This window comes from Nocardia sp. NPDC052001 (genome assembly GCF_040680615.1).
GTDB lineage: Bacteria > Actinomycetota > Actinomycetes > Mycobacteriales > Mycobacteriaceae > Nocardia.
The window spans coordinates 354,731-378,129 of the sequence record NZ_JBFAXC010000004.1 but is presented as its reverse complement, the minus strand read 5'-3'; the positions used below and the strand labels follow the sequence as shown (position 1 = coordinate 378,129).

Genomic DNA, 23,399 nt, shown 5'->3' with positions numbered 1-23,399 from the left:
TCTAGGGCTCGTCCCGGATGATCAGCGAAACCGCAATGGGGACAAGCATGTCCACCAGTTCGCTGACCGGCGGGCGCGGATCGGACAGCAGCCATTCGTGCGCCAGGCCGTTGACCGCGCCGATCAGGGCGCTGCCCGCCATCTCCGGATTGCCGCGAATGCGGGCCCCCGGTCCGGCGAGCGGTTCCAGTGCGCGGCGGATGACCAGCGTCCAGGCGTGCCTGCGCGCGCGGCGGTGCTCCTCCATGGCCTGGCTGACCCCGACCACCTCCACGAAGGCGACCTTGGCCCGATGCGGGTCCGAGCCGACCGAACCGAGAAAGGCGGACAGCACCAGGGTGACGGTGTCGATCGGATCCGGATCCGGCCCGAGCGTGGCCAGGGCCGCGGCGAGCGCGGCCGTGGCCTCGTCCTGAATCTGGTCGTAGGCCGCGACGAGGACATCCTCGCGGGTGGTGAACTCCTCGTAGAACTGCCTTTTGGAGAGTCCGGCGGCGGCGCAGACGTCGGCCAGGGAACAGTTGGCATAGCCGCGCTCGCCGAAGATCTGGATGGCGGCATCGAGAAACCGCTGCCGCCGTTCGGCTTTGCGCTCGGTGACGGCGCGCCCGCCGTACTGCCTGCCCGCGATGGTCACTGCCCGGCTCCGGTTGTCACTGCCTGCCCTGGGGTTGTCACTGCCCGCCTTCGATTGTCGTCGTTCGCGGTGGTCCGCACCAAAGGTAACGGTGCCACGCCGGTTCTTCAGCGACGGGGACGCAAACCGTCCAACATGTGGGTCACGGTCTCTTCAAATAGGCCGTCGGCATCCTCGGCGGCCACGAAACCCGAACCGACGAATGTGGCGAGCCCCTGCAGTGCGGCCATGGCCGACAGGCAGATTCGCCGTGGATCGCCCGCCACCACCTCGCCGCGCTCCTGGCCGTCGGTGATCATGGCGAACGGCATGGCCAGGGCCTGTGCCACCGCGGCCTGGATCGCCGGGGTCTGCCGCTGCTTGCGCGCGAACATCACGCCCAGCAGTTCCGGATTGTCGATGGCGAAGCGCAGATATTCGCGCGCCACCGCGGTGATCCGCTCCAGCAGTGTGCCGCCGTCCGCGGCCTGCTCGAACGAGGCCCCGAGCCGTTCGAATCCGGCGACCGCGAGCGCGTCGAGCAGCGCCTGCTTATCCCGGAAATGCCTGCTCGGCGCGGCATGGCTGACCCCGGTATCGCGGGCCAGCTGCCGTAGCGACAGGCCGTCGACCCCGGAACGGCGCAGCAGCGACTCGGCGCGGCGCAGAAGTTCGGCCCGCAGGTCGCCGTGGTGATAGGAGCGCGAACTGGCTATGGACATGGTGCTTGCAGGATATAGGACACATCGACGGATGTTGGCATTGACTACTTTGTTGTCAGTGCCTACATTTGGCGAAGACTTTCAGAGCGTGTCCGTATCGAATGGAGTGAGCCAGTGCCGAAAGATCCCGCGCCCTCGGCGATTCCGGCCGCCACCAAGCCCGGTGTGCCGCTGCGCGGCTGGATCGCGCCCGTCTTCGTGATCACGCTGCTCGCCGCACTGCTGGGCACCATGTACCTCGGGTACACCTCCGATCCGGAGAAGAACCTGCACGATTTCCCGATCGCGCTGGTCAATCAGGACGACGGCGACATCCTCGACGGTAAGCCGGTCAATGTCGGCGATCAGATCGCCGAGGCGCTCATCGCGCAGATCCCGGCCGACAAGATCGACCTGCACGTGGTCGGCATCAGCGAATCACAGCGACTGCTGGCCGACGGCAAGGTCTACGGCGAGATCGTCATCCCCAGCGATTTCAGCAAGCGGCTGAGCATTCTGGCCACCGCCTCGGTGGTGCCCGGCGATGTGGAGCGCCCGGTGATCACCGTGCACACCAATCCGCGCGCCAGCACCTACGCCTCCTCGATCGTGCAGCGCATCACCGATAAGGCCATGGCGCAGGTCAATTCGACCGTCGGAACCCAGCTCACCGAGCAGGTCAAGGCGAAACTCGCACCCGCGCCCGGCGCGGCCCCGACCGAATTGAGCGGTGCCGCCCGGCTGCAATTGGCCAAGCCCATCGATGTGATGGTGAGCCCGTACCACCCGCTGCCCGAGGGCACCGGTCAGGGTTTGTCGGCCTTCTTCTACACCCTCATCCTGCTGTTCGTGGGCTTCAGCGGGGCCATGATCATTCACGCCATGGTCGACAATGTGCTCGGCTATGTGCCCGCCGAATACGGTCCGTGGTACCGGCATATCGCACCGGTGGCCATCTCGCGCTGGCGCACACTGCTGGTGAAATGGGCCATGGCCGCGGTGACCGCGCCGATCGCCTCGGGCGTGTTCCTGGGCATCGCCGAACTGCTGGATATGCCGATCGAGCACGCGTTCTCGCTGTTCCTGTACGGCACGCTCGCCATCACCGCCGTCGCGGTGACCGGGCTGTCGGTGCTGGCCGCGTTCGGCACCGCGGGCCTGCTCATCAATATGATCGTGTTCGTGGTGCTGGGCCTGCCGTCATCCTCGGGCAGCATCCCCATCGAGGCGACCCCGCGCTATATCGCCTTCCTGGCGAATTTCGAACCCATGCACCAGATCTACCTGGCCGTGCGGTCGCTGCTGTTCTTCGACGGGCATCTGTCGGCGGGCCTGGGCACCGGCCTGTGGATGACGATCTTCGGACTGCTGCTGGGCGTACTGCTCGGCGCGGTCGCCACCCACACCTATGACCTGCGGGGTCTGTACCGACTCGGCGTGTCGCACCGGCCCGCCGAAGCGGTGCTGGTGGAGTAACCCGTATGCAGATCCGGGTTACCGAGAACGGCCCGTACCGCGTCACCGGCGGCGTACCCCGGAGCAAGCAGACCATCGTTCCCGATGCCCAGGGCGATTCGCGGGAGTGGCGCGAGGGCGATCCGGTCGCCACACCCGGCGAGAACTACAGCCTGTGCCGCTGCGGGCATTCGGCGAAGAAGCCGTTCTGCGACGGCACGCACGCCAAGATCGGCTTCGACGGCACCGAAGTGGCCTCGCGCGCACCGTATCTGGCGCAGGCCACCGAACAGGACGGGCCGGAGGTGACGCTCACCGACGCGCAGTCGCTGTGCGCGTTCGCCCGCTTCTGCGATGCCGACGGCCAGGTCTGGAACCTGGTCGAACAGCCCGGCGACGAGGCCGCGGCGGCCACCAAACGCGAATCCGCGGACTGCCCGTCCGGCCGCCTGATCGCCTGGAATCTCGCCGAGCGCACCGCCTACGAGCCCGAACTGCCCAAATCCATTGGCCTGGTGGAAGATCCGGCCAAAGAGGTGAGCGGTCCCTATTGGGTGCGCGGCGGCATCCAGGTCACCGCCGCCGACGGCACCGACTATGAGATCCGTAACCGCGTCACGCTCTGCCGCTGCGGTGAATCCCGCAACAAACCCTTCTGTGACGGCACGCACGCCGCCATTGGCTTCACCGACGCCCCCGGCGACGACCGATCGCACTGACGCGTTGCCCCGGCGTGACCTGGGCCGGATCCACTCGATAGACGGATACTCATGCCACTGTGGGACTTTCGGCCCTTTTCGTTGCGGGACTGTGACGGGACCATGGGCGCAGGGCACCGAATTACTCCTCGCGGAACGATGAGTGTGGGGCGGTTCGAGGGATGGGTACACAGTTCGATCAGCTGACCGGGCACTTCCTGCGGGCGGTTCGCGACGCCGGCGGCGGGCTGGCTGCGGTCTGCGACGCGTGCGTGCGGGTGCTGCCGGTGCGCCGCGCCGCCATCGTGCTGCACGAGATCGACGCCGGTATGCAACCCTGGTGCGCCAGTGACGATTTCGCCGGTCAGGTGGAGCGGGCGCAGGCGACGGTGGGGGAGGGACCCGCGGTATCGGCGTCGGCGCACGGCACACCGGTGACGATCGCCGACTTCACCTCCGTCTATGAGCGCTGGCCCGGTTTCGCCGAAGCCCTTGCGGGCGTGCCGGTCTCCGGGTCGCTGTTCGCGGTGCCGCTGCGACTGGGACCGCTGCCGCTCGGGGCGATGGACCTGTATCGCGATACCGTCGGCAGACCCGGGCCGCGCCTGCTCGCGGCGGCCCTGCACATCGCGGATCTGGTGACCGCGAGCCTGGTGCTCGCCTCTGGGGATGAGGCCAGGCAGTGGGCACAACCGCTGTCCAGCCAGTGGATTCACCAGGCGGCGGCCATGACCAGCGGAGAACTCGGCATCGATATCACCGACGCCTATGCCCGATTGCGCGGCTACGCCTTCATCAACAGCCTGTCCCTGGTCGAGGTCGCACACCGCGTCGTGGAACGCGAACTCCGGATAGAACCGGTGTGAGCGTCCAGGCTCGGATGTAGTGGCCGCCCCGCAACGGAGGTCCGGGGCGCTGTGACTTCGTATCCGCGGCGGTGCGGAGATCCCGCGGTCAGTGTGCCGAGGTGGCGGTGAACCCGCGCGGCACCAGCACCACGGTCAGCACCGCCACCGCGCCCACCAGTCCCGCGGAAATCCACGAGGTGGTGGTCAGCGCGGAATCATAAGCGTGCTGGGCGATTTCGAGTACCTGCGCACCGGTCGCCCCGCCCACCTGATCGGCCACGTACGCCGCCCCGCCCACCGATCCGCGCGCGGTGTCGAGCTGCTCCCCGGACAGCGGCAGATTCGTCATATGCGAGACGAACAACCGGCCGTGAATACTGCCCAGCAGCGCCACACCCAATCCGATGCCGAGCTCGTAATTGGTCTCCTCCACCGCGCCCGCCATCCCCGCCCGCTCCGGCGGCACCGCCGAGACCAGCACCGCCGCGGCCGTGGTGATCGCCACCCCGTCGCCGATGCCCAGGCACACCAGAATCAACGCGACCAGCGGATAGGTGGTGGTCGGAATGGCCGCCAGCACAATGAAACCCGCGGCCAGCGCGCCCAGGCCGAAGCCCATCAGGAATCGCACCCCGACCCGTCGCAGCAGCCACGGTGTGGAGAGCGAGCCGAGCAGTGTCGCGATCGCCGCGGGCACCGTGCGCAATCCGGCCTCGGACGGTGTGTAGCCGTGAATGTATTGCAGCCACAACGAGATCAGGAGCAGTGCCGCGCCGATAGCGAGCATGGCCAGCAGCGTCGCCAGCGCGGCGGCGGTGAACGCGCGATTGCGGAACAGCCGCACATCCAGCAGCGGATCGGGCGAGCGCAACTGGCGATACGCGAACAATCCGAGCAGCAGCACCGACGCCACCAGGATCACCAGATCGAGCGCCGCCGGATTGCCCTTGGCCACATGCTTGATACCCCACGCCAGCGCCACGATGCCCAGCACCGACAGTAGCGCGCTGAGCCAATCCAGGCTGCCGATCTGCGGTGCGCGATATTCGGGCAGCAACCAGATCGCCGCGGTTACCGTCACCACGACCACCGGCACGTTCAGCCAGAACGCGGCCGACCATCCGAACGCCTCCACCAGATGCCCGCCCACCAGCGGGCCGATGGCCGCGCCCGCCCCCGCGACCGACGCCCAGATGCCGATGGCCTGGGTGCGCTCATGATCATCGGTGAAGATATTGCGGATCAGCGACAGCGTGGACGGCATCACCATGGCCCCGCCGACGCCGAGCAGTGCGCGCCCGGCGATGAGCTGCGCGGGTGAATGCGCCATCGCGGCGATCACCGAGGCCACGCCGAAGAGTACGAATCCCGTTATGAACAAACGCTTGCGGCCGTAGCGGTCGCCGATCGCACCGCAGGTGATGAGCAGACCGCCGAGCACCAGGCCGTAGAGGTCGACGATCCACAGCTGTTCCATCGGGCTGGGATCCATATGGTCGATCAGGGACGGCAGCGCCACATTCAGAATCGTGGCGTCCATGGCCACCAGCAGCAGACTGCAGCACAGCACCGCCAGCATCGCCCAGCGCCCAGGCGCGGCGGGATGCTCATGATCCGGTCCAGCCTGCGACAGCTGCCGCGGCGGAATGCGGCCCACGGTCCCGCCTCCTCGTATCGAGTGCCCGGAGAACTAGCCAGCAACGCTCTGGCTAGCACCCTAGCCCCGGTCCGGGGAGGCGGTCGTGACCTACTTGTTCAGTGTTTCGCCCGTCTCGGCCTTCTGCTTGGCGAGCAGATCGCGGATCTCGGTGAGCAGCTCCAGCTCGGTCGGGTCGGCCTTGACCGCGGTCGGCTTGGAGAGCCGGGCCTGCAGATGCTTCATCGGCAGAATCAGCACGAAGTACAGCACCGCGGCCACCGTCACGAAGTTGATCGCGGCGCTGATGATCGGGCCGATCGCCACGAACGTGGACGGCTTGCTCGCCAGAATCTGGAAGCCCAGACCGAATTCGCTATTACCGCCGGCGGTCGCCAGCAGCGGCTCGATCAGCCCCTTGGTCACCGAGGTGACGATGGCGGTGAACGCGGTTCCCATGACAACCGCGACCGCGAGGTCGAGCACGTTGCCCCTCATCAGGAAGTCTTTGAAACCCTTGAGCATGATGCAGGAATATCCAATCCGAGACGAATTCGTAATCTTCTGCATCGAAGTGTAAGGGCAGGCCGAGGCACGTTTCGGACATGGCGCTCACCTTTTTGACAGTCGTCACATGCTGGGCGGTATGTGATCTGATCAGCCGCCGCGCTCGGCCTTGAAGGTGCGCACCAGCGCCCAGCACATGGCGAGCATGACCACGCTGAACGGCAGCGCGATCAAGATCGCCACGGTCTGCAAGGTGGTGAGCGCGGCGGTGCCGGTACCGCTGGCAACCAGCAGCGCGATGGCGACCGCACCCTGCATCGCGGTCCAGAATGCCCGACTCCACTTGGGCGGCTCCGGATTTCCGCCCGAGGACAACATATTCACCACCAGCGCACCGGAATCCGCCGAGGTGATGAAGAACAGCACGATCACCAGCATCGCCAGTCCGGCGGTGAGACTGCCGCCCGGCAGGGTATCGAGCATGGCGAACAGCGCGCTATCGCGATCCGGTCCGTCCGGCCCGATAAGTCCACCGCCGCCGAGCATTTCGCGATGCAGGCCCGCCCCGCCGAATACCGCGAACCATACGAAGGTCAGCAGCGTCGGCACCAGCAGTACCCCGGCCACGAATTCGCGTACCGTGCGCCCGCGCGAGATCCGGGCGATGAACACGCCGACGAACGGGGCCCAGGAAATCCACCAGCCCCAGTAGAAGACCGTCCACCGCTGCGTCCACGCGGTGCCGTCAGCCCCTTCGGTGGCGCCGGTGTAGAGGCTGATCTTCGGTAGTTGCTGGATGTACGTGCCGATGTTCTGCACCAGATCATTGACGATGAACAGCGTCGGACCCGCCACCAGCACATACAGCAGCAGTAATCCGGCCACTCCCATATTCGCCTGGGACAGTAGTTTGATGCCCTTGTCCACCCCGGTCACCACCGAGACGGTGGCCAGCGCGGTGACCCCGATGATCAGCACCACCTGCAAGCCCTTACCCGGTTCACGCAGCCAGCCTTCATAATTCAGGCCCGCCGAGATCTGCAGGATGCCCAGTCCGAGCGAGGTGGCCACGCCGAAGACCGTGCCGATGACCGCGACGATATCGATGACATCACCGCGCCAGCCCCGAATGCGATCGCCCACAAGCGATTCCAGTGACCAGCGAATCGACACCGGCCGTCCCTTGCGATGGATCGAATACGCGATCGCCAAGCCGACCACCACGTAGATGGCCCACGGATGAATCCCCCAGTGCAGGAACGTCTGCACCATGGCGGCATCGGCGCGCTGCGCCGAGGTCGATCCGACCCCGGGCCGCGGCTCGTCGTAGTGGAACAGCGGTTCGGCCACACCCCAGAACACCAGGCCGATACCCATCCCGGCCGCGAACAGCATGGAAAGCCAAGCGCCCATGGAGTATTCGGCCTTCTCACCGTCATCGCCGAGATTGATATCGCCGAATCGCCCCAGCCCGAGCCAGATGGCGAACACCACGAACAGCGTCACGATGACGATGTAGTACCAGCCGAAACTGCCGATCACATTGTCCTGGATCGCCTTCGCCTGCCGTGCCGCCAGATCGCGAAAGATAATGGCGTACAGGGTGAATGCCGTCACCACGATGGCCGAGGGCCAGAACACCCTGGGCGCGACCGCCACTCGGTGATGGATCGGAGCCGGATCGGACGAGGGTTTGCTCGGTGCGCTCACGTGGGTGGCTCCCTGTCGAGGTGGTGCGACGGTCCGAACTCCGATGTGCGACAACCCCGATGCCGAGCGCGGCGGCTCGGCATCGGGGTTGCGGATACTACTTGCCGACCCTGTTCTTCACGGCTTCGACGATCTCGTTGACCGCCGCCATCACGTCCTGGGCGGCGTGTTCCAGATTCGCGCGCACCTGTTCCAGGGTGCCCTGCATATCGTCGGTGTTTATCTTGTCGGCGAATGCCTTCGCCATATCGGCGAGGTCGGCGGCGGCGCTGCTGGCCCGGTCCGCGAGTTCGGCGGCCGCACCGCTCGCGCGCTCGGCGAGCTGTCCGGCGGCCGCCTGTGCCTTATCGGCGAATTCCCCGGCGCCGCCGCCGATATCACCGGCCACCTTTTCGGCGGAATCGCCGATATTGTCATTCGTCGGCATATTCGGTGCCCCTACTTCGCGCCGCCGCCGAGGCGTTCCTTCATTTTGTCGACGAATCCGCCGACCTTCTCCTTGACGTCATCGGTCGCGTGCTTGAGGCGGTCTTCCATATGTTCGGCCATGCCCTCGGCCTTATCCGCGGCGTCCTTGGCTGCGTCCTTGGCCTTATCGGTCGCGTCATTGACGTTGTCGTTGAAAGAAGACATCGAAACCTCCTCCGTGTGGTCGCACCCGGGTCGGGCGCGCATCCAGGACAGTCCGACGAGCAGTTCCGCAATTACAGCGATCTTTCAGCAACCGAGCATAGTGCCATTTCAGCCGATTGGACCCAGTACCCGCTCGATATACGCGTTGGTGAAACGCCCCTGCGGGTCGAAACGCTTGCGCACCTCGGCGAATCGCTCCCAGTGCGGGTAGCGCTCGCTCAGCGTCTCGGCGGTCTGGAAGTGCCGCTTACCCCAGTGTGGGCGGCCGTTATAGCGATCGAACACCGCCTCGCAGGCCCGGAAATACGGCTCGTACTCCATGCCCGTGTACTGGTGCACCGCGATATAGCAGGTCTCGCGGCCGCCCGCGGGGGACAGGAAGGCGTCATCGGGCGCGACCCAGCGCACCTCGATCGGCATGGCCGTATCGAAATGGCTTGCCACCTCTTTGATCTCGCGGATCGCGTCGGCGGAGTGCGCGCGCGGGATGGCGTACTCCATCTCGGTGAAGCGGAACAGCCGCGGACTGGCGAAGACCTTGTACGACCGCTCCACCTGCCGCCGATAGCTGCCCGCGTAGGCCGCGGCCCGCTGCACGTACGGAATCAGCCGGGGCTGAGCGCGGGTGAGCTTGCACAGCGCGTCGAAGGTGTAGTTGGTGACCAGGATGTCCGAGAACCAGTCCATCGCCTTACCGCGCGGCTGTTCGGGCAGGTCCACGGTGTTGTTGGCCTTGGTCATGGCCAGCGGCGAATGCGCGAACATGTAGAACTCGAAATGCTCGTTGCCGTCCACGAAGGTGTCCAGATCGGCGAGCACATCCTCCACCGGCACCGGTCGCTCCACGCCCTCGAGCACGAACGACGGCACCATCTGCAGGGTGACGGCGGTGACCACGCCGAGCGCGCCCACATTCACCCGCGCGGCGCGCCAGCCGTCCGGATCGGTCTGCTCATTGAGTTCGACGCGGCTGCCGTCGGCCAGCATGAGCTCGACCGATTGCAGTGCGGCCGAGAGGTTCTGCAATTTGGCCCCGGTGCCGTGGGTGCCGGTGGCGGTCGCGCCCGCCACGGACTGCACATCGATATCGCCGAGATTGGGGAAGGCCAGGCCCATGGGGTGCAGGGCGTTGCTGGCGGCGTTGAGCGTGATGCCCGCTTCGGCGCGCACCAGCCCGTTCGCGCGGTCCACCGACAGGATCTTGTCGAGCTTGTTCAGGCGCAGCATGGTGCCGTCGGTGAGCACGGTCTCGGTGAAGGAATGCCCCGATCCGGCGACGCGCACGGTATGCCCGTCCGCCTCCGCGCGGGCCAGCACGGCGGCGACTTCTTCGGGCGTGCCCGGCTCGGCGATAACCGCCGGAGTACAGCTCTGATCCCCGGCCCAGTTCGCCCACGAGTTGGTCATGCGACCAACTTTAAACCGCCGGTGTGAGTCTCGCTACCTTTTCCGGCCGCTGCACATCGCTTCTTTGGCCAGTTCCACCTCGTCATCGGTGAGCGGAGGCTGGCTCGAGATGATGCGCGGAACGTCGTCGCCGCGCACGCCGTTCAGCACCAGCGCCATATACCGTTGCCACACTTCGGGATTCACGGGCCGGGCGAAACCGGCGACCGCGTCCACCATGTTCACCATTGCGAAGAAATCGCCGGCCTCGATATCGGGCTGCAGTGCGCCCGACTCCTTGGCGCGCCGGATCACCGCCTGCATCCCGGGGCGGACCCGTTCCTTCATGGCGGCGAAGCGGTCCATACTGTCGTGTAGCTCCAGCACAACCTCGCCGAATCCACGGTTGATGGCCATGTGCCGACAGGAGTACTCGAACAACTCCACCAGGCCCTGCCAGGGATCGGGATGGTGCAACGCGAGCTCGACGGCCGCGGCCAGCTCGGTAACCATGGCGTCGAAGACCTCGAGAATGAGCTCCTGCTTGTTCGCGAAGCGCCGGTAGACGGTTCCGACGCCGACGCCCGCGCGTTCGGCCACATCGTCGAGGGTGACCTCGAGGCCGCGATCGGCGAAGAGTTCGCGCGCAGCGGCGATGATGCGCTGCTGATTGCGGGCCGCATCCGCCCGCAGGCGACGCGGTGGGGGCGCGGTGGTGACGTGATTCACAGCCTGATCCTAACAGGAACCGGGATTATCCGGAGGGAATCTCTCCGTTTACATGATAGCTTCGTTCAGTAAACGGAGATGGCATCTCCGCTAATCCTAGGGGACAAGGAAACCACCATGACGACAGCTCTCGAGAAAGAGAAGGCAGTAGCCGCGCCGACGACCGGAGACGGTCGCCGTGGCTCACATGCCATGCGCTGGTGGGTGCTCGCCGTACTCGGCGTTGCCCAGCTGATGGTCGTACTCGATGCGACCGTCGTGAATATCGCACTCCCCGAAGCGCAGCTCGACCTCGGCTTCTCCAACGGCGACCGGCAGTGGGTCGTCACCGGATACGCCCTCGCGTTCGGCAGCCTGCTGCTGCTCGGCGGACGACTCTCCGACCTGTTCGGCCGCCGCACCACCTTCATCGTCGGCCTGATCGGCTTCGCGGCCGCCTCCGCGGTCGGTGGCGCCGCACCCAGCTTCGAGGTACTGGTCGGCGCTCGCGTGGCCCAGGGCGTCTTCGGCGCACTGCTGGCCCCCGCCGCACTGTCGCTGCTCACCGTGACCTTCACCGAGCCCAAGGAACGCGCCAAGGCGTTCGGCATCTTCGGCGCCATCGCCGGTGCCGGCGGCGCGCTGGGTCTGCTGCTCGGCGGCGCGCTCACCGAATGGGCGTCGTGGCGCTGGGTCATGTACGTGAACCTGGTCTTCGCGGCCGTCGCACTGGTCGGCGCGATCCTGCTGCTGGCCAAGCACACCGCCACCACCCGGCCCAAGCTGGATATCCCGGGCACCCTCGCGGTGACCGCGGCGCTGTTCTCCATCGTGTACGGCTTCTCCAAGGCCGAATCCGACGGCTGGACCAACTCGGCGACGCTGGGCTTCCTGATCGGCGGCGTAGTGTTGCTGGGCGTGTTCTTCGCGCTGGAACAGCGGGTCGCCAATCCACTGCTGCCGCTGCGCGTGGTGCTGGACCGCACCCGCGGCGCGTCCTACATGACCGTCTTCGCCATCGGCATCGGCATGTTCGCCATGTTCCTGTTCCTGACCTACTACATGCAGCAGCAGCTGGGTTACTCGCCGATCATCACCGGCGTGGCCTTCCTGCCCATGGTGGCGGGCATGGTCGCCTCCTCGACCACGGTGCCGTCGCTGCTGGTACCCAAGGTCGGTCCGAAGGTGACGGTCGTCGCCGGATTCCTGATCGCCGCACTGGGTATGGCGTTGCTCACCCGGATCGGCGTGGACACCGCCTACGCCAGCCACATCCTGCCCAGCCTCATCCTGATGGGCGTCGGCCTGGGTACCGCGATGTCGACTGCCTTCATCGGCGCGACCTCCGGTGTGGAACATGAGGACGCGGGCGTGGCCTCGGCCATGGTGAACACCAGCCAGCAGGTCGGCGGTTCCATCGGCACCGCGCTGCTGAGCACGCTGGCCGCCACCGCCCTGGGCAACTACGTCTCCGACCACGGTCCCGCGACTCCCGCGGTACTGGCCGAAGCCGCCGTGCGCAGCTACACCACCACCTTCTGGTGGGCCGCCGCGATCTTCGTGGTCGGCGCGGTGATCACCGGTTTCATCATGCCGAACAACGTACCCGTTCCCTCCGAGGGCGAACCCGTTCTGGCGCACTGAGATTCGAACCCGAATCAACGGACAGCGGCCCCGCTCACAACGAAGTGAGCGGGGCCGCTCCGCGCTTCCCCCACAAAGGCCGCAGCCCCGCTCACGTCAGTGAGCGGGGCTGTTTCCTTACTGAAAACCTCAGTGGCAGTTGGATGGTGCGGGCCTGCCCGCGAAACGGTCCGCCAGGTAGCCGTAGGCGTTGATCGCGCCGGGCAGAATCGCCGTGGCGTGATCGGTGCCGGGGATGATGTCGAACTGCACCGGGGTGCCGGCGGCGCAGTAGCGGCCCGCGGTGCCGAGCGCGAGATCCAGCGGCACCTGATCATTGCCGCCGTGCCATTCGTAGACCGGGACGCGGGGCACGCCGGGGTAGATCTCCAGCGCGTTGTCGTGGAAGGCCGCGATGAGCGCCGGATCGTTCTCCATACCGCGATAGAACACCTCGCTGATGGTGTGCCCGGCCCCGGCCGAGATGATGTCGTCCACACAGGAATTCGCGATCCGGTCGCGCAGCGCGTACCCCGCCGGGGTCAGCGCGTTGTCGAGCGGGACCTGGCTCGGGTATTCGCGTTCCATGCCGATGGCGACCGCGAACCCCAGCCCGAAGAGCGGATGCGGGACGTCGCCGACCTGGATGGCGATCTTGCCCGGATTCACCGGAACGCCGCCCTGTGCGATGCCGACGATATTCAGTTCCGGCGCGTACTCCGGGGCGAGTGCGGCCGCGAAGCCCGTCGCCATCGCCCCGCCGGAGTATCCGACCATGCCGACCGGGGAATTCCCCAGTCCCGCAGGGGCGAACCGCTCCGCCGCGCGAATGCCGTCAAGGGTTATCTGACCGCCCATTCGAGCCGCGCCATAGGCACTGTCCGGGCCCAGGTGGTCGGGAACGGCGATCGCCCAGCCCCTGGCCAGCAGCAGATTCAGCGCCGCCGACTCCTTGAGCCCACCGTCGAACAGCGCATGCGACGGAGCGCACTGCAGCCCAAGCGAATTGACGAACGGCTGATACGAGACCAGCGGCTTGGGCCCCGGCCCGCCGGGCATGATCAGCGTGGTCATCGCGGCGATGGGCCCGCCCGATGAATCGGTGGAGTGGAACAGCAACTGCCATACCGTGGCGCCGGGCCACGGGGAGGGCACATTTCGCGACCGCAGCACATCGCCGGGCGCGGTCGAGCCGAGATTTCCTGGGGCGTAGTAGAACCCGTCGGGATCCGCGATCGGGTATATCGCTCCCGCGTGCGCCGCCGGTGCGGACGCCATGACGGCGATCGCCGCTGCGGCGATGCCGCAGCTCCGGACCAGCATGCTTCTGATCAACTGCCGCACCGCCAACTTGGCTCTCCTCGATACCGATGGGACAACTCCGGGCAAGCGGCACTATCCTCGCAGTTCCCGGGTGCTGTTCCGGCTCAGCAACACGCCGAAGGGCAACGGTTTAGCAAACTGAACAGGAGGGTAGTCGTCCCTATCGTCGGAACTCGTGCGCTCGACTGCTTCGCCGCCTTGCGCACGTTGGCGGCGGAAGTTCGTAGACTGGCTCGAATGGGCCGGACATCTTCCGCGCCCGGCGACTTCGGGGGAGCGATGTGGCGGCACGGCGACGATTGGGGGCAGGTGGTGAGTGAGGAGCTAGCGGGCTGGAAACCGTTGGATCGCGCGGTGGCACATCGATTCGATAGTGTCGTTCCACTGGGCACATCCGTGCTGACCACGTTCAGTAGGTTCGAATGGGTAGCGGTTCGAAGGACTGAGGAGGGCGCTTACAGCTATGCGGTGGCGAACGTAGTGGCGGTGTCCCCGTGATCCTGATGACCAGCCGGGCACAGGCGATACGGAAGGGAGGTGCGAGCATGGCGCATGATCGGGCCGGGCGACCGGCGCGCGCCACGGACCTCGAGGATATCGCGCACTTGGTGACGGCCTACTACAGCCGGATTCCCGATCCGGCGGATCCGGCGCAGCTGGTCGCCTTCGGCACCTCGGGTCATCGCGGGTCGAGTCTGGACAACGCGTTCAACGAGGCGCACATTCTCGCCATCACCCAGGCCATCGTCGAATATCGCGCCACCCGCGGCATCACCGGGCCGGTGTATCTGGCGCGCGATACGCACGCGCTGTCCGAACCGGCCTGGACCACCGCGCTGGAGGTGCTCGCCGCCAATGACGTCACCGCCATTATCGATTCGCGTGACAGGTACACGCCCACACCGGCTTTGAGCCATGCGGTGCTGCGGCACAATCGCGGCGGCACCCGGCATCAGGCCGATGGCATCGTGGTGACGCCCTCGCACAATCCGCCGCGTGACGGCGGGTTCAAATACAATCCGCCGCACGGTGGACCGGCCGATACGGTCGCCACCGACGCGATTGCCGCGCGCGCCAATGAGCTGCTGCGCGGCGGGCTGGCCGATGTGCGGCGCACCAGTCTCGCGCATGCCCTGGCACACAATGTCGAACGCTACGACTATCTCGATCGGTATATCGGGGACCTACCCAATGTGCTGAATCTGGACGCGATTCGGGGTGCCGGGATTCGCCTCGGCGCGGATCCGATGGGCGGCGCGAGCGTGGATTACTGGGAGGAGATCGGGCAGCGGTACGACCTCGAACTCGAGGTGGTCAATCCGTTCGTCGATCCGACCTGGCGCTTCATGACCCTGGACAGCGACGGCAAGATCCGGATGGATCCGTCCTCGCGCTATGCCATGGCCTCGCTGGTGGCGATTCGCGACGATTACGACATCTCCACGGGTAATGACGCCGACGCCGACCGGCACGGCATCGTGACTCCCGATGCGGGACTGATGAATCCGAATCACTTCCTGGCGGTGGCGATCGAATATCTGATCGCCAATCGGATGGGCTGGGACGCCCTGACCAAGATCGGTAAGACGGTGGTCACCTCGTCGATGATCGATCGCGTGGTGGGTGTGCTCGGCCGCGACGTCTACGAGGTGCCGGTCGGGTTCAAATGGTTCGTGCCCGGATTGTTCAGCGGCAGCCTGGCTTTCGGCGGTGAGGAGAGCGCGGGCGCGTCCTTCCTGCGCATGGACGGCACCGTGTGGACCACCGATAAGGACGGCATTCTGCTGGCGTTGCTGGCCGCGGAGATCACCGCGGTCACCGGGCAGAGCCCGTCCACGCGCTACACCGAGCTCGAGAAGCGCTACGGCAGTCCGGCCTACAACCGGGTGGACGCGAGCGCCACCGTGGAACAGAAGGCGCGGCTGGCGGCGTTGACGCCGGACATGATCACCGCGAAAGAGATAGCCGGGGAGCCGATCACCGGCATCCAGACCAGGGCGCGGGGCAATGGCGCGGCGCTGGGCGGGGTGAAGGTCACCACCGAGAACGCCTGGTTCGCCGCCCGGCCCTCGGGCACCGAGGACAAATACAAGATCTACGCGGAATCGTTCCAAGGCCCCGAGCATCTGACACAGGTGCAGGCGGCCGCGGAGGAGATGGTGGGACGGGCGCTAGCTGGTGAATAGATCCAAGGCTCTACCGGTCGAGATCTGGGTGCTGGTGGGAGCCGCGTTCACCATTGCCATCGGATTCGGTCTGGTCGCACCCGCGCTACCGCAGTTCGCCCGGAGTTTCGGGGTCGGTGTCGCGGCGGCGTCGTTCATCGTCAGTGCGTTCGCGCTCATGCGGCTGGTATTCGCGCCGCTGGGCGGGCGGCTGGTGCAGAAGCTCGGTGAGCGGCCGGTGTATCTGACCGGCCTGATCATCGTGGCGATCTCCACCGGCGCGTGCGCGTTCGCCCAAAGTTATTGGCAGCTGCTGGTGTTGCGGTCGCTCGGCGGTATCGGGTCGACCATGTTCACGGTGTCCTCGCTGGCGCTGGTGATCCGGATTTCGCCGCCGCTGGAGCGCGGGCGGGTGTCGGGGGTGTACTCGACGAGCTTCCTGATCGGCTCGATCAGCGGGCCGCTGGTGGGTGGTGCGCTGTCGTTCCTGGGGCTGCGTGCGCCATTCATCATCTATTGCATCGCGCTGCTCATAGCCAGCTTGATCGTGTATGTGGCGCTGCGGGATTCGCCGCTGGCGATGCCGGAGGCGGCCAATGGTTCGGCGGTCATGACATTCCGGGAGGGGCTGGCGCGGCCCGCGTACCGGGCGGCGCTGTGGGCGAATTTCGGTAATGGCGCGGCGGTTTTCGGTGTGCGAATGGCATTGGTGCCGTTGATCGTGGTGGAGGTGCTGCACAAGGACGCGGGGCTGGCGGGTGTCGCGCTGACGGTGTTCGCGGCCGGTAATGCCGCGGTGCTGTTCCTGTCCGGGCGATGGTCGGATCAGCTGGGCCGCAAGCCGTTCCTGATCGCCGGGACGCTGGTGTGCGCGCTCGGCACGGCCGGGCTGGGGCTGGCCTCGACCTTCCCGTGGCTGCTGGTGGCCTCGTGTATCGCGGGGATCGGGTCCGGAATGTTCTCGCCCGCTTTGCAGGCCGCGGTCGCCGATATCGTCGGGCCCGGGGTGCGCGGCGGGCCGGTGCTGGCGGGGTATCAGATGTCCGCGGATCTGGGCACGTTCCTGGGACCGTATCTGATCGGCATGCTCGCCGATCAGGTGTCCTACGGGGTGGCGCTCGGGGTCACCGGTGTCATTCTGGCGTCGGCTTCGGCGGTGTGGCTGGCGGTTCCGGAAACCCTGCGGCGCAGGGAACCCGCCGTCACCACCGGGGCGTAACCGCCCGGTTCTCGCGGCCGCGGCGACACGCTCGCGGGGCCGCCTGGCCGATGCGGGTGGTTGTGGTGCAGAGTGTGCGGGGTGAACGCACCGTCTTCGAAACACACCCCGCGGCCGGTATCGAGCAAGACCACCTACGCCCTCGGCGCAGTGGCCGTGGTGGTGGTCGCGTTGATCATCTTCGCTGTCTCCCAATGGAATAAGGGCGGCAGCGATTCGATCCGCAATGACGGCTACGGTTCGGCCCACAATCCCGCGGTCTCGGTCGCCATGGATTCGGACGGCGCGATCGTGCTGGGCAAGCCGGACGCCACCAAAACCATTGACATCTATGAAGACCCGCTGTGCCCGGTCTGTGGGCAAATGGAAAAGATCTACGGTCAGGAAATCGCACAGCAACTCGACGAGGGCAAGTTCGCCGTCCGCTATCGCCTGGTCAATTTCCTGGACTCCCAATCGAGCAGCAAGGATTACTCCACGCGCGCCATCGCGGCCAACGAATGTGTCGCCCAGGCCGGTGACGGCCCCGCCTACGCCAAATTCCATACCCTGCTCTTCACCACCCAGCAGCCCTCCGAGGGCGGCTCGGACCATAACAACCAGGAACTGGTAGCCATCGCCAAGGATGCGGGCGCCTCGGCCGACGCCCTCACCTGTATCACCAAGGGCGACCGCCTCGATTCCGCCCGCAACCACGCCGACTCCGCCATGAAGGCTCTGACTGCCCTGTCCGGCGACAAAGCGGGCACCCCCTCGGTCTTCATCGATGGCAAGAAGATCGACTCCAGGGCAGACGACTGGGTCCAGAACGCCGCCAAGTAATTCCGGATAAGCGGCGCTGCCATTCGGGTGGGGTGCGGCCGTTCGGGTCGGCCGCACCCCCGAGGAGTCGGGTGCCAGTCGCGACTCCGGGTGTTGAGGTGCAAGGGAATTGGTGGGGCGCGGCCCATCGGGGCCACAGGAGAGCCGCGCCCCGGGCAGGGAACCGTGCTGGCAGCGCGGTCCCGTGGTCAGGGGCGGGCGAGTAGGTGGTGGGAACGGCGGTGCCGCGCGGCGGCGCTCACCGGGGTGCGGGGCGGGCCGGGGTGGCGGGGATGTCGTTCTCGGGGGTGGTGCGGGTTAGCTGGGGGTGGAGTAGGACGTGGGTGTCCAGGGGGTAGCAGATATCGGTGTTGAAGGGGCGGAAGGGGATTGGGGGATCCAGGGCCCCTTCGGGAGCCAGGTGCAGGTGCGGGGTCGCAACGGTGGGCGCGTCTATATCGGTGTGCGGGAAGAGATATCGCGCGCCCTCGCGAATGGTCTCGTGGGATTCGCCGGTGGGGTCGATCCAGCGCATGCGGTCGGTATCGGCGAGGTAGACGCGCCAGGGCTGTTTCCCGCTGTCCGCAAGCGCTTTGAGCCGGTGATGATGCGAGCACAGCACCGCGCGCGGAGCCGCGCTCGTCTGCGGGGCGCGCCGCAGACGCAGCGGATCGAATTGCGTCACAAGGGTTTCGGCAGCGGGCATGGTGCAACCGGGGAATCGGCACAGTCCGTCGAAGGCCCGGATCTCACGCGGAGGAGCCGCCGAGAACGGATGCAGCACAGGTGCATTCGCCGATGCGGCAGTCGGCCGACGCTTCGAACCCGCAGGGTGCGCCCCAGGCGCTCCCGTACCCGCCGCTCGGCGTGCGGCCGCCCGCAGCGCTTCCGGCGATCCGGTATCCGCCTGCTCCGCCGCGGACCGCAAAACCTCGGCGACAGCCGTATTCGTCTGCGCCCCACTGCGTCGCAACCCTTCGGTCGAGCTCGAAGCCGCATGTTCTACCGTGCTCCGTGCGCCCTCCGTTGTGCGTGCGACTGCTCCCTCCAGCGCGGGCCGCAGGTCTCCCGGGGAGTTCGCGGCCGCCACTCCATCATCGTGGCGAGCGGCGTCGGCCAGGCTCGACACCGCTTGTTGTGCGGCGCGGCGCAATTCATCGGAGACGCCCGAGTCGGCTCGTGCGATTCTGCGCAATGCCATCGCCGCGAAATCGTCCTGCTGTGCGGCGGGTTGCGGCGCGGCCGGATCGGTATGCCGCCTGGTCGCGCGGAGCGGATCGGGTGTCGGCGCATGGGACTGTCCGCCCGGCATGCCCGGGATGCGTTCCCACGGGGCTTTCGGCGTGACCGCGCGGCGGGCGGTCGGTGTGTCGGGTTCGGACGGTGAATCCGGGAGTGCTTGGGGTGCACTGGGTTTCGGTTCGGTGCGGGCGCGCTTGGTGCCTGCGGGGTGGTTTGCCCGGCTGCGCGCGGCGGGCGATTCGGGTTCGTTCTCCGGTTCAGCCGGGGCGAAGTATTCCGGAATCACCTGGAAGCGTGCGTGTTCGGCGAGGGTGCGGGCGAGGGCGGCGTCGACGGGTCCGTAGCCGGAGAGGTAGGCCGGATCGTCGCGGAGCCCGAGCAGCGTGTCCGAGGACATGCCGACCTGAATGAGCGGCCGGCGCGGAGCCGAGGGCGCTCCCGCCTGCGGGCAATACTTACCGCGCGTACATCCGCAGCGCAGCCGCCCGGTACCGTCGGCCAGCGCGACCAGGGCGTCGGCGCGGCGCTGCGGCATGCTGCGCGGATCGTCCTCGCAGACCTGCAAGCTCATCTCCCGCAGCCGCATGGCCAGCGTCTGCGCCCCCGCGGCGGGCAGCAACCCGTCGAACACCGCCATCCCATCGGCCACCGCGCGGATGCGAACATCACGATCGCTCTCGCGTTCCTCCCGCCGCCGCTGCTCACCCGCCCCGTCCAACCGAATGATCCACCGCCGCGCGGTCTGCCGCAGCCGCCCCGGATCGGTCCGCGTCGCGGCGTCGATAAGCTTGGGCTCCAACGCTTCTCGCACTTCCCGCGTGAGCCCCCGCATGGCCTCGGCGATCACCTGCACCCGAGATAGATCGATCCGCCCCGCCGCGAACGCCTTCCGCGTCTGCGGTAGCGAATCCAGCGCCAGCCCGATATCGATGAGCGCCGCCGCCACCCCTTCGGACACATGCACCGCGACCGCCACCTCCGCGGCCGCGAACTCCCCGGCCCGCACCCCGCCCGGCCCGGGTTCGGCATTCTCGGCCCGATGCCGCCGATACACCTCCCGAATAGCCGTGATCTCCGCCGCCTGCGCGAACGCCGCCGCCCCATGCGCCCGCCGCAGTGCCTCGATCAGCTCCCCATCGCCCATAGCCTCCGCCTCTCCGCTATCGAACATGTGTTCGACCCTACCCCCAGAAGATCGCCCCCGCCACCCTTTGTGCAGGCGATTTGGTTTGCCCAACCCGCATCGTGTAACTTCGTTCAAGCAAGCGGGGCACGCCCCGCGAGCAAATCCACACATGGGGCTATGGCGCAGCTGGTAGCGCACCACACTGGCAGTGTGGGGGTCAGGGGTTCGAGTCCCCTTAGCTCCACCCATCGCAAAAGGCCGGATCCGAAATCGGATCCGGCCTTTTGCGTTTCGTATTCTCAGCCGTCGGTCTGGGCCGGGATGGTGTCGATCAATCGGTCGAGGGATCGGCGGAACAGCTCGTCGGGGTCGGTGTCTTCCGGTGTGGAGTTCAGCATCGCTGCGACGGCGGTGGATAGGTGGGGCAGGTCCGGGTTTTCGGCGATCTGTTTCAGGTGCATCATTCGGGCTTGTAGAGCTTCGGGGTTGCCGGGCTGGTCGGTCTGCTGACGTTCGTGAGCGGCGAAGGTGGCCACGGAGGCGTTGAAGTGGGCGATCAGTTCGAGTTGTTGGCGGGCGTTCAGGCCTGTCGGTTTCAGCACCGCTAGGAAGTACTCCATGTAGGCCTGGACGTGTGGTCCCCAGGATGCGTTGGAGGACAGGGTGATTGCCCAGGGGTGGCGCTGGTAGACGGACCTGGCGCGGGTCCCGATCGTGGTGAGGTCGGCTCGCTGGTCGCCGCTGGGCGCATCCGGGAGGTTGAACTCGGCGGTGGCCGCGTCGACCATTAGGTCGTACAGGTCCGCTTTGGAGTCGATGTAGCGGTAGAGCGATGCCGCCCCTGCTCCGAGCTGTTTGGCGACCGCTCGGATCGAGACCGCGTCCAGCCCCTGCTCATCGGCGATGGACATCGCCACCTGTGCGATCTCCTGGCGGGTGTGCGTCGGCCGCGGCCCGCGGCGAGGGGATGGGTCGCGCATCCAGATCACCGGGCGCGGTGCGCCGTCGTCATCCATGTGAGCAGCTTACTGCATGCACTGTTCGCAGATCTGATGTACGTTTACTGCGAACATTGATCGCACTAATGGGGAGCTGAGATGAAACACGAAGCGCCCGGCGTGATTCACACGCGGGGACTGGTCAAGACATATGGGAAGGGCGAGGGTCAGGTCACCGCCTTGAACGGCGTCGACCTGACGATCGAGGCGGGCACGGTGTTCGGGCTGCTGGGCGCCAACGGCTCGGGCAAGACCACCCTGAATCGGATCCTCACCACGCTGGCCGCGCCCACGGCCGGGCAGGCCCTGGTGTTCGGAGCCGATGTCGTCACCGAGGCCGCGCGGGTGCGAGCCATGATCGGTGTGATCGGGCAGCGCACCAGCCTCGACGACCGCCTGAGCGGCAGGGAGAACCTGAATGTGCTGGGCAGGCTGTACGGACTGTCGGGCGCGGATTCCCGTGCGTCGGCCGACGAACTGCTCGAGCAGTACGGCCTGAGCGATGCCGCTGATCGCCCCGTCGCCACCTACTCCGGCGGCATGCGCCGGCGGCTCGACATCGTGTCCAGCCTGATCCGGCGACCGGCACTGCTGTTCCTCGACGAACCGACCACCGGGCTGGACCCGCGCAGTCGCAGTGAGATCTGGGCGACGGTTCGTCAACTGGCGCAAGGTGGTACGAGCGTTTTCCTCACCACCCAGTACCTCGACGAGGCTGATCAGCTGGCCGACCGCGTGGCGGTGCTCGCCGCCGGACAGATCATCGCCGATGGCACGCCACGCGACCTGAAGGCGCGAATCGGACAGCGACTCACCGTCCAGCTGACCCGAGAGTCGGACCGGCGCAACGCAATTGACGTCCTCACGGCACTGGGAGTCAGCGGCCTGGTCGAGCAGCAGGACGCCGCGCTCACGGGTCGAGTCGAAACCGGGGCGATCACCCTGCCCCCGCTGCTGAACGCCCTCGCCGACTCCGATGTCGAGGTCCTCGACATCGGACTGTCCGATCCCACGCTCGACGAGGCATACCTCGCCCTGACCAAGGAGTACGCATGAGCACGCAGCAGGCCGAACGGAGAAACGCTCTCGTCGACGGCACGAATGTCCTCTACCGTAATCTCTTGGCACTCAAGCGAAATCCCGCCCTGCTCGCCGCGAACCTCGCGGGCCCGATCGGCTTGGTGCTCGTCTTCGGATATGTCTTCGGCGGGTCGCTCCGTGACGCGCTCCCGGGCTCCTCCTACCGGGAGCAGATCATCCCGGCGGCCTTCGTTCTGGTGGCAGGGACGGGCATGGTGGTTGCCGCGGGCGCCGCCGCCCACGATGCACGCAATGGCGTGACCGAACGGTTCCGGGCGATGCCGATGGCACGTTTCGCCGTACCGTTCGGCGCGAGCCTGAGCCAGCTGCTGCTGTCGGTCATGTCGATCGCGGTCATGGCCGTGGTCGGCCTGCTGGTGGGATGGCAGGCGCACGACGGAATCGCGCGCACGCTAGCGGGTTTCGCGGTACTGACACTCTTCGGCTACGCGCTCACGTGGGTGGGCATCTTCCTCGGCCTGGCGATCGGTGACGAGGAGGTGGTGCAGCAGATGGCTCCGGTCATTCTCGCCTTCGTCATGGTCTCCAATGCCTTCGTCCCCACGTCCAGCATGCCCGCGTGGCTGGGCACATTCGCGGAGTGGAGCCCGTTCAGCGCGGCGATCACCGCGGTCCGCGACCTGTTCGGGAATGCCGCCGTGCCGACCGGCCCGTGGCCACTGGCCCACCCCGTAATCACCACGGTGGCATGGTCCATCGGCCTGCTCGCGGTGTTCGCGCCGCTCGGGGTCCGGCGCTACACCCGCAAGGACTGACCTCCGGTCAGTGATAGGGATCGTTGAGTTCGATTACATCCAGCGTTGCGGATTCACCGCTTGTCACGCCGCTTTGTGCAGGGGTGATGACCGTGGTGAATTCCGCACTCGCGGAACGTGTTTCGGAGTATATCTCCGTTTTCAATAT

General features: G+C 66.8%; 21 protein-coding genes and 1 tRNA gene. 10 read left to right on the top strand and 12 right to left on the bottom strand.

Annotated features, from left to right (window positions below):
• Nucleotide 1: 1 nt before the first annotated feature.
• Both AB0L82_RS21840 and AB0L82_RS21835 read right to left on the bottom strand, forming a co-directional pair.
• Entirely contained in the window at nt 2-637 is a 636-nt protein-coding gene (locus AB0L82_RS21840) for a TetR/AcrR family transcriptional regulator (RefSeq protein WP_364639013.1), read from the bottom strand.
• Between the two features lie 107 nt (nt 638-744).
• Nucleotides 745-1,338, bottom strand: a complete 594-nt coding sequence (locus AB0L82_RS21835; RefSeq protein ID WP_364639010.1) for a TetR/AcrR family transcriptional regulator — start codon at nt 1,336-1,338, stop codon at nt 745-747.
• Nucleotides 1,339-1,452: 114 nt separating this feature from the next.
• Here AB0L82_RS21835 and AB0L82_RS21830 point away from each other — a divergent pair, with 114 nt between their 5' ends.
• The 3 genes from AB0L82_RS21830 (at nt 1,453) to AB0L82_RS21820 (ending at nt 4,336) form a co-directional block, all read left to right on the top strand.
• The gene (locus tag AB0L82_RS21830) at nt 1,453-2,793 is read left to right on the top strand and encodes a DUF3533 domain-containing protein (RefSeq protein WP_364639008.1); all 1,341 of its coding nucleotides are present in this window, start codon (nt 1,453-1,455) and stop codon (nt 2,791-2,793) included.
• 5 nt (nt 2,794-2,798) lie between these two features.
• On the top strand, nt 2,799-3,491 hold the full coding sequence (locus tag AB0L82_RS21825; protein WP_364639005.1) for a CDGSH iron-sulfur domain-containing protein: 693 nt from the start codon (nt 2,799-2,801) through the stop codon (nt 3,489-3,491).
• Nucleotides 3,492-3,652: 161 nt separating this feature from the next.
• The gene (locus tag AB0L82_RS21820; RefSeq protein ID WP_364639002.1) at nt 3,653-4,336 is read left to right on the top strand and encodes a GAF domain-containing protein; all 684 of its coding nucleotides are present in this window, start codon (nt 3,653-3,655) and stop codon (nt 4,334-4,336) included.
• 88 nt (nt 4,337-4,424) lie between these two features.
• Here AB0L82_RS21820 and AB0L82_RS21815 read toward each other — a convergent pair whose 3' ends face one another.
• From AB0L82_RS21815 to AB0L82_RS21785, 7 genes are all read right to left on the bottom strand, one after another.
• Nucleotides 4,425-5,975, bottom strand: coding sequence for an MFS transporter (locus AB0L82_RS21815; protein WP_364638999.1), 1,551 nt, complete (start codon nt 5,973-5,975; stop codon nt 4,425-4,427).
• A 90-nt stretch (nt 5,976-6,065) separates the two neighbouring features.
• Nucleotides 6,066-6,479 carry a large conductance mechanosensitive channel protein MscL gene (mscL, locus tag AB0L82_RS21810; protein WP_364638996.1) on the bottom strand — a complete coding sequence of 138 codons (414 nt, stop codon included), beginning with the start codon at nt 6,477-6,479 and terminating at the stop codon, nt 6,066-6,068.
• 132 nt (nt 6,480-6,611) lie between these two features.
• A complete protein-coding gene (locus tag AB0L82_RS21805) occupies nt 6,612-8,171 on the bottom strand; it encodes a BCCT family transporter (RefSeq protein ID WP_364638993.1) in 1,560 nt (519 codons plus the stop codon).
• Nucleotides 8,172-8,268: 97 nt separating this feature from the next.
• Nucleotides 8,269-8,598, bottom strand: coding sequence for a hypothetical protein (locus AB0L82_RS21800; RefSeq protein WP_364638991.1), 330 nt, complete (start codon nt 8,596-8,598; stop codon nt 8,269-8,271).
• 11 nt (nt 8,599-8,609) lie between these two features.
• The gene (locus AB0L82_RS21795) at nt 8,610-8,804 is read right to left on the bottom strand and encodes a hypothetical protein (RefSeq protein ID WP_364638988.1); all 195 of its coding nucleotides are present in this window, start codon (nt 8,802-8,804) and stop codon (nt 8,610-8,612) included.
• Nucleotides 8,805-8,912: 108 nt separating this feature from the next.
• The gene (locus AB0L82_RS21790) at nt 8,913-10,211 is read right to left on the bottom strand and encodes a D-arabinono-1,4-lactone oxidase (RefSeq protein WP_364638985.1); all 1,299 of its coding nucleotides are present in this window, start codon (nt 10,209-10,211) and stop codon (nt 8,913-8,915) included.
• A gap of 33 nt (nt 10,212-10,244) precedes the next feature.
• Complete coding sequence (locus AB0L82_RS21785) at nt 10,245-10,919, bottom strand: helix-turn-helix domain-containing protein (RefSeq protein WP_364638982.1); 675 nt, start codon at nt 10,917-10,919, stop codon at nt 10,245-10,247.
• Between the two features lie 117 nt (nt 10,920-11,036).
• Here AB0L82_RS21785 and AB0L82_RS21780 point away from each other — a divergent pair, with 117 nt between their 5' ends.
• Nucleotides 11,037-12,542 carry an MFS transporter gene (locus AB0L82_RS21780; protein ID WP_364638980.1) on the top strand — a complete coding sequence of 502 codons (1,506 nt, stop codon included), beginning with the start codon at nt 11,037-11,039 and terminating at the stop codon, nt 12,540-12,542.
• A 129-nt stretch (nt 12,543-12,671) separates the two neighbouring features.
• Here AB0L82_RS21780 and AB0L82_RS21775 read toward each other — a convergent pair whose 3' ends face one another.
• The gene (locus tag AB0L82_RS21775; protein WP_364638977.1) at nt 12,672-13,844 is read right to left on the bottom strand and encodes a lipase family protein; all 1,173 of its coding nucleotides are present in this window, start codon (nt 13,842-13,844) and stop codon (nt 12,672-12,674) included.
• Nucleotides 13,845-14,389: 545 nt separating this feature from the next.
• On the opposite strand from AB0L82_RS21775, the gene pgm reads away from it, so the two are divergent.
• The 3 genes from pgm to AB0L82_RS21760 all read left to right on the top strand — a co-directional run bounded on the left by pgm (nt 14,390) and on the right by AB0L82_RS21760 (nt 18,050).
• Nucleotides 14,390-16,030, top strand: coding sequence for a phosphoglucomutase (alpha-D-glucose-1,6-bisphosphate-dependent) (gene pgm / locus AB0L82_RS21770; RefSeq protein ID WP_364638974.1), 1,641 nt, complete (start codon nt 14,390-14,392; stop codon nt 16,028-16,030).
• Complete coding sequence (locus AB0L82_RS21765; RefSeq protein ID WP_364640408.1) at nt 16,020-17,228, top strand: MFS transporter; 1,209 nt, start codon at nt 16,020-16,022, stop codon at nt 17,226-17,228. The genes pgm and AB0L82_RS21765 overlap by 11 nt, the downstream gene beginning before the upstream one ends.
• Before the next feature lie 81 nt (nt 17,229-17,309).
• Nucleotides 17,310-18,050 carry a thioredoxin domain-containing protein gene (locus tag AB0L82_RS21760; protein WP_364638971.1) on the top strand — a complete coding sequence of 247 codons (741 nt, stop codon included), beginning with the start codon at nt 17,310-17,312 and terminating at the stop codon, nt 18,048-18,050.
• A gap of 238 nt (nt 18,051-18,288) precedes the next feature.
• On the opposite strand, the gene AB0L82_RS21755 is transcribed toward AB0L82_RS21760, so the two are convergent.
• Nucleotides 18,289-20,442 carry a DUF222 domain-containing protein gene (locus AB0L82_RS21755; RefSeq protein WP_364638968.1) on the bottom strand — a complete coding sequence of 718 codons (2,154 nt, stop codon included), beginning with the start codon at nt 20,440-20,442 and terminating at the stop codon, nt 18,289-18,291.
• A gap of 126 nt (nt 20,443-20,568) precedes the next feature.
• Here AB0L82_RS21755 and AB0L82_RS21750 point away from each other — a divergent pair.
• A tRNA-Ala gene (locus tag AB0L82_RS21750) sits at nt 20,569-20,641 on the top strand.
• Between the two features lie 55 nt (nt 20,642-20,696).
• Here the strand turns inward: AB0L82_RS21750 and AB0L82_RS21745 are convergent.
• A complete protein-coding gene (locus AB0L82_RS21745) occupies nt 20,697-21,413 on the bottom strand; it encodes a TetR/AcrR family transcriptional regulator (RefSeq protein ID WP_364638965.1) in 717 nt (238 codons plus the stop codon).
• Nucleotides 21,414-21,494: 81 nt separating this feature from the next.
• On the opposite strand from AB0L82_RS21745, the gene AB0L82_RS21740 reads away from it, so the two are divergent.
• On the top strand, nt 21,495-22,451 hold the full coding sequence (locus tag AB0L82_RS21740) for an ATP-binding cassette domain-containing protein (protein WP_364638962.1): 957 nt from the start codon (nt 21,495-21,497) through the stop codon (nt 22,449-22,451).
• A complete protein-coding gene (locus AB0L82_RS21735; RefSeq protein ID WP_364638959.1) occupies nt 22,448-23,251 on the top strand; it encodes an ABC transporter permease in 804 nt (267 codons plus the stop codon). The genes AB0L82_RS21740 and AB0L82_RS21735 overlap by 4 nt, the downstream gene beginning before the upstream one ends.
• The last annotated feature ends 148 nt before the right edge of the window (nt 23,252-23,399 follow it).